Origin of the sequence: Bacillus sp. B1-WWTP-T-0.5-Post-4 (assembly GCF_009183795.1) — a bacterium.
GTDB classification, from domain to species: domain Bacteria; phylum Bacillota; class Bacilli; order Bacillales; family Bacillaceae_G; genus Bacillus_A; species Bacillus_A cereus.
Genome location: NZ_WEIJ01000024.1, coordinates 1 through 6,191 on the forward strand (window position 1 = coordinate 1; position 6,191 = coordinate 6,191).

Genomic DNA, 6,191 nt, shown 5'->3' on the forward strand with positions numbered 1-6,191 from the left:
CGTTCCCGCTAAATGAATGTATGCAGCACGGAATTACGGCTTATCAGTTTTTATTTCGTTACGTGGTATCAGGCACATTTCCGATTTTAAGGTTCCACGTCGCAAACATAAAAAAGCGATACCCCCGTAATCCCATCGATAAGATTAAAAGAGTATCGCAAAATATATCGACCGAAATAGGTAGAATTTCACACTTGAAACTTTACATAATAGTCGATATAATGAATACATAAATTTAATCCGTATGGGCAATATACGGAGCCGCTAGAATCGATTGGAGTCGAAACTAGCAACTATAAGCGTTTACCGATTGGAGTCGGTAGGCGCTTTTTCACGTTCGATTCAGTTGTTAGATTGATTATAGCACGAATAAAATCGAAATGACAAGTATTTTATTAGGGAAATTTGTCGCATTATGCGTCTCAACCTCTTAATGCAGATACTAAAGAGCGCACTCTTTGCTTTTGTTCTTCTGACATATTGCGCAAATGCATTGCTACAATTACAACTGCTTGTTTCGTAAATAACATAACGTGCGAATGCGGTATTGTAGTCATTTGGTTATCGTCGTTTTCCGCCTTCCATTCGACTACCATATGTCCCCGCCTATTTGTAATCACCACTGGCGTACTTCCTCCCGCAATGCGTTGCGCCACTTCTGTTCCTATAAGCGAGATTACACCCGCGTGTTTTAGTTCGACAGTATTACGTTGCTGAATTTTACGCACCGTTGATATATGAATGCCTAGAAATTCTGCGACTTGTGTTGCAGTTGCCATGTGAATATTAGGCAGTAAGAGACTAGAATGCATTAGGCATACCTCCTTTGCATTAGATAAATTGCTAGGAAGATTATAACATGCCTTTAAACTTCGCCAAATCTCGCCATTTAATAACCCTACTATCCACGAATGGAAAGATAATCACCTTAAAATCGCAATCTCGGTATCGTATTTTTTGAATATAGTCGATAAACAAAAAAAATGACGAAGCCGCGTCGGGTTTCGCCAAATTTCGTTTTATCACTTATTTACAAGTTCCGTTCTTTTTTTAAGAAATATTTCTCGTTCCTTTTCATCTAAAAGGTCTTGGAATGAATCGTGGTAACTAAAATATTTCATCCTTTCCTCACTGCTAAAAACGTCTAATATGGAGTCTTTACTACTGAGATTTCCTTTTGCCTTTTCAAGTGCTTTAATCTCTAAATCTAAAATTTTAACATACTCTTTATGTACTTCCTTAAATTCGGAAGGAGCAGAGAGATTTTTTGTCTCTTTTAGAATAGAAACACGGTTTTCAATGTATTTCTTTTTTTCATCTATTGAAAGTTTGTAATCACCTATTTTTTCAAAATCCTCATCTGCGTTGCTACTTTCTTTTGCAGCTTCATTCAAGTAATCCTCTTTTGATAGCGAAGAACATGCGACCAAAAACAGAATAGAACACAACAAAGTCACAATTACCTTTTGAAATTTCATATGTTTCTCCTTCCTAATATACATATCATTCATGAATATTTCTCCTTCCTAATATACACATCATTCATGAACAGTACAACTTCATTTCAAATTTACACTTTTCCTATGATTCGTTTCTTTTTTAACCACGCTATTTTGCGAGTGTATTTTCATATTTTTGTAGAGTGGTATTTTATTAAGAAAAAGGGCAATATGTTGCCCTATCTCTCGTTATACTTCGGGTGTTAGATGCGCGGGTTTGTCCGCCGTAATTTCTTCGCCTTCCCACGTCTTGCCCGTTAAACTCGTATAGCAACGCTCGCATAATTTGAACATGCCCATTTGTTTAGTATTTGCATTCTTATTACACATATCGCAACGCTTCGTAGTTGTTTTAAAAACTAAACTTTCGCTAGTTCCGATAACTTCTACTTGTGATGCCTGCGAAATGCCTGCGTACTCTAGTAAATCTTTCGGAATAGTCATCGACCCATCTGCGCTAATCTCGATTAATCTTCCTAAGAATGGTCTACCATTTGACGTATCTACTCTCATATTGTATTACCTCCGATTTTATATTTAAAGTGGATCGCGCCTACCTCTATGTACATAGACGCGAATTCTATTGTAATTTGGTTTAACCTGCGCCGAATCCCGCCGATACCGTGTGCCATGCGCCGCCGATTGCGACATAGAATCCTAAGCCCTGCCACCCATTGCCATACCATAAAGTACCGTCTTGTGTCGTTGGGATATTACCACCGAATACGACCGCAGGGGTTTTAATAATGGCGTTATTTAATTCGATGTCTCCGCCCCATGATCTGTATAACTTGCTAGTCTCGATACCTACACCGTTTTCGTTAACGCCTCGAATACTCATGCCGTTCTGAACTCTTACAACCTTATCTGCGATAATCTCGTTTGTGTTCATATTACCTAGATGTACGTTACCGCTCGCAGCATTGAACGATACATTGCCGTTTCTATGATCGACTACCACACGACTTTGTTTATACGGAACTTGGAAATTCGCGGATCGTACGACGTCCCCTTCGATATCATCGCCGTATAATTTACGTATATTAACTGTATCTAACTTTATGCGATTTTGTCCGAATTTCCATAACGAATCTTCCGCGTCGTATGGCGCTGCTCGGTTACCTGTTACGGCTTGTACACCATCGAATACACACCAGTTTGCGTTAGTTGTTAGGAAACGGACTCGAATAGAAGAACTACGACCGCCTGCGATGTTTGCATGTGCCGTTACTGTAACGCCATATCTTACGCATTCACCCGCAGGTGTAGCAGGAATAGCAAAATCTTTCGTCTCTGAATGTACTACGTTGTTGTCTTTCATGTGCTCGATAATTAATCGCGGTTGTCCCGCTGCTAATCCACCGAATGGTTTCGCTGCATGGAATGATATTGTATATTGCTTGCCCGCAGTAGCGTTAAATCGTTGCGCTACGTAGTTAGATTGATTTAATAATGCTGCATTCCAACCGAACGGGGACGCTTCGACGGGTGCGTCATACGTATGTGCACTACACATTTTCGGCGTTCCGACTCTCGCCCATTGATAAAATGAGCTGTTAAGATCGCTCGATAGCGTAGCCCATTCCATATTTAGATAGAATTCGCCGATCGCAGTTCCGTCCGCCTTGATCGTCTCGAATGAGTGGTCATATAGTAGGTTTGTCGAAGTATTCACTGTATGTGTAAAACCCGTTCTAGCGTCTCTTACTAAGAAGTTAGCGTCTGTTACTGTAACGCCGTCTTTGTTGATCGTTACGCGTCCGTTACTGATTTCTACGTTATCCGCATTGATCGTACCGCCTGCGATGTTCTGCGCCTTTAGGTTAATGATATTCGTATTGTTAGCGTTGATCGTTCCGCCTGTAATACGATCTGCCGACATCGTTCCCGACGTAATAACTGCTGCGCTTAGATTTCGTACTTGTACCTTATTCGCATCGAGAATACCTGACGTGATCTTATCCGCCGTAATCCCTGCTGCTGCGATCTTGTCCGTTGTGATCGATCCTGCTGCGATCTTACTTGCGTTGACTGCATTCGCTGCGATCTTGTCCGCAGTAATGGCATTCGCCGCAACTTTATCGGCAGTTACCGCATTCGCTGCGAGTCTTTGTGCGCTGATAGCGCCGTCTACGATAAGGTGTCCTGTCATTCTTCTTCGTACTTCGATCTTTGTAAAGAACCATTCACCGAAGTTTTCGAAGGCATTAATTTGCGTCCATACGTACGCTTTAACTGCGTTATTCGGCGCGGTGATCCAACCTTCGTGGAACTGCCATTCTCCGTTTTGTTTCGTTTTGTACCCCGAATTCATCGCGGCTACGGCTTTAGAATCTTTGTCGAAGAAATAGATTCCGATAGTTGCTCCGTGTGCGCTATTTTTTGAAGCAACATAGCCCGAAATATAGAATTGATCGCCTTGTTTAACTTCGAACCAATCCGAGCCGCGCCCGTCTCTTCTCGTTTGTTTTCCGACGAATTTCGTAGGTGCTCCCGTTGGTACTGACGCATTACTAGAGTCGATTCGATCTACCGTACCGAACCACCCGCCGTCCTGTTCGAAATCAGGATTCGGACATAGATTCGTAGTATCGCCGATCACCATCTTATCGACACTGATCGATTTCGCTCCGATTCGATCCGCATTTAAAATACCTGACGTGATGTTTGCCGCATTCATATTCGTAACGGCGATCTTCGAAGCATCGATTGTACCGCTCGTAATATTACCCGCTTGTAAGTTGATAATATTTGTATTCGCCGCGTTGATTGTACCGCCGTTAATTCGATCGGCAGTCATAGTACCCGACGTAATATTCGCTGCATTTAGATTCGTAACATTGACCTTATTTGCATCTAACGTACCTGCAATAATGTTTTCTGCTACAATCGCGCCGCTATCAACTTCGGTAATCGTCGGCGAATGCCATAATACGAAGCTGCTCTTACTTTCGTCAGTCGGATAGTAGCCGTTATAGAATCTGATCGTTATATTATCAGCTTGCGAAGGCATACGGAAGTAGTACGATGTGTTCTTACCTCTCGGAACTTCTGCGGGGTTTTGTACGTCACAACCTAAAATATAGGCTTCCATATGACGCCACCCTTTAGGCGATTCCGTGTCATTCCAGAAATAAGGATTTGTATTACGTGCGCCGAACTTGCGTTGGTTCTCATCCCACATGTCGCCCCCAATGTTATTATTATCCTTATCGAAGATATGACATCCGAAATATTGGCGACCTCCTTGAAGGTTATCGTTCATCCACATAGAAAGATTAACTTTATATGTCTTATTTGCTTCGACCTTGAATCGAGCCGACTCGAACGTATTCGGATTCTTACCCCTCGACACCGACTTAACTACGCGCCCGTATGGATCATTTGCGAGAATCATTTCCGCAGTATTACCACCAAGATTCCAACCCTCTAACGAATTAGTAACCGTGAAATTATTAATTAAGTTCTTCGCCAGTACATGCAGCTTGTCCGTCGTGATCGCATTTGCTGCGATCTTACTTGCGTTAACTGCGTTCGCGTCGATGTGTTCCGATTTTATCGAGTTAGCCGTAATATGTTTTGCGTTAATCGCACCGATACCGATCAGATCGTCCGTATGTGGTGAATACTTTAGCGCAATATCTCCGTAATTTAGCATAATATTTCGGTATCTGACGCTAGATCCTGCCGTATTTTTCGTACCGTTGTGATCTAATCGAAGTACGGCACTTAACGTATCGTTGTGTAGCTCGAATGTCTTTTGCACTCTAAACCAACCGTTACCTACGTCGATCGGATTCGTACCGCCCGTTAGATTAAATACATAATCATGCCCGAAACTATCCTTTAACGTTTCTGCATCCTGCTTCGATGTTAGTAAGAATATTTCAGCGTATTCGGTTTGTTCGTCCTTATTCCATTCATAAGATAGCGTGACTTTCCTTGTTTGACCGCCTATCAATTCGAAACGCGGTGTCCATAGATATGATTCGGTCGCAATCTTATTTGTAAGTATTACGTAGTCCTGATATATTCCTGCCGTTAACGAATCACTTCGTTTCCATGGCGTCCAACCTTTTGTGAAGTGAACCCCGCGTGCGAGCTGTTCCGACCCTACGTTAAGCATTCCCGTCGTGATAGATTCTGCATCTAATTTGACGACCTTAACTTTCGAAGCATCTAGCGTACCTGCGTTAATATTTCCCGCATCGATATCGACGATCTTCGCACTCTTACCGCTGATCGTTACGCCGTGTAGTCGTTGTGCTGCTAGTGTTCCCTCGGTAATGTTACCTGCATTTTTAGCGAAGTTTTCTACTTCGGTCTTAACGGCATTCGCTCGATCCGTAGCAGCTTTTTGCGCTGCATTCGCTTTGTTTTGTGCGTCTGCTGCTGCGTTCTCTTCGGCTTTCTTGCGTGCTGCTTCCGCTAGTGCTTTCGCATTCTTTTCGGCTTCTTGACGAGCTTTTAAAATACGGTTATCGGCTTCGCTTAATGCACCTTGCTTCGCTGCATCTGCTTTGTTTTGCGCATCTTGCTTTAATGCCTCTTCGACTTGCTTCGTTACTTCGTCCGTATGTTTCTTCGCAGATCCTTCGGCTTCTTTAGCGATCCTTTCCGCTTCTGTCTTGATCGCCCTGTCCATTTCTTCGGCTTTCTTGATAGCTGCGTCTTGCGCCTTCTTCGCTTCGT

4 protein-coding genes are annotated in these 6,191 nt (G+C 42.7%); all 4 read right to left on the reverse strand.

Annotation, left to right across the window (positions count from 1 at the left end; genetic code table 11):
* Positions 1-422: 422 nt before the first annotated feature.
* The 4 genes from GBN91_RS28290 to GBN91_RS29105 all read right to left on the reverse strand — a co-directional run bounded on the left by GBN91_RS28290 (position 423) and on the right by GBN91_RS29105 (position 6,144).
* Positions 423-812 carry a hypothetical protein gene (locus tag GBN91_RS28290; RefSeq protein WP_152122874.1) on the reverse strand — a complete coding sequence of 130 codons (390 nt, stop codon included), beginning with the start codon at positions 810-812 and terminating at the stop codon, positions 423-425.
* 210 nt (positions 813-1,022) lie between these two features.
* Entirely contained in the window at positions 1,023-1,511 is a 489-nt protein-coding gene (locus tag GBN91_RS28295; RefSeq protein ID WP_152122876.1) for a hypothetical protein, read from the reverse strand.
* Positions 1,512-1,688: 177 nt separating this feature from the next.
* Entirely contained in the window at positions 1,689-2,012 is a 324-nt protein-coding gene (locus GBN91_RS28300) for a division/cell wall cluster transcriptional repressor MraZ (protein ID WP_152122878.1), read from the reverse strand.
* Positions 2,013-2,094: 82 nt separating this feature from the next.
* Complete coding sequence (locus GBN91_RS29105) at positions 2,095-6,144, reverse strand: hypothetical protein (RefSeq protein ID WP_193222140.1); 4,050 nt, start codon at positions 6,142-6,144, stop codon at positions 2,095-2,097.
* Between the last annotated feature and the right edge of the window lie 47 nt (positions 6,145-6,191).

What these genes read in the sequence shown, in the direction of transcription:
- GBN91_RS28290 (WP_152122874.1), bottom strand. Translation starts at nt 812, where the DNA reads ATGCATTCTAGTCTCTTACTGCCTAATATTCACATGGCAACTGCAACA.
- GBN91_RS28300 (WP_152122878.1), bottom strand. Translation starts at nt 2,012, where the DNA reads ATGAGAGTAGATACGTCAAATGGTAGACCATTCTTAGGAAGATTAATC.
- GBN91_RS29105 (WP_193222140.1), bottom strand. Translation starts at nt 6,144, where the DNA reads ATGGACAGGGCGATCAAGACAGAAGCGGAAAGGATCGCTAAAGAAGCC.
- GBN91_RS28295 (WP_152122876.1), bottom strand. Translation starts at nt 1,511, where the DNA reads ATGAATGATATGTATATTAGGAAGGAGAAACATATGAAATTTCAAAAG.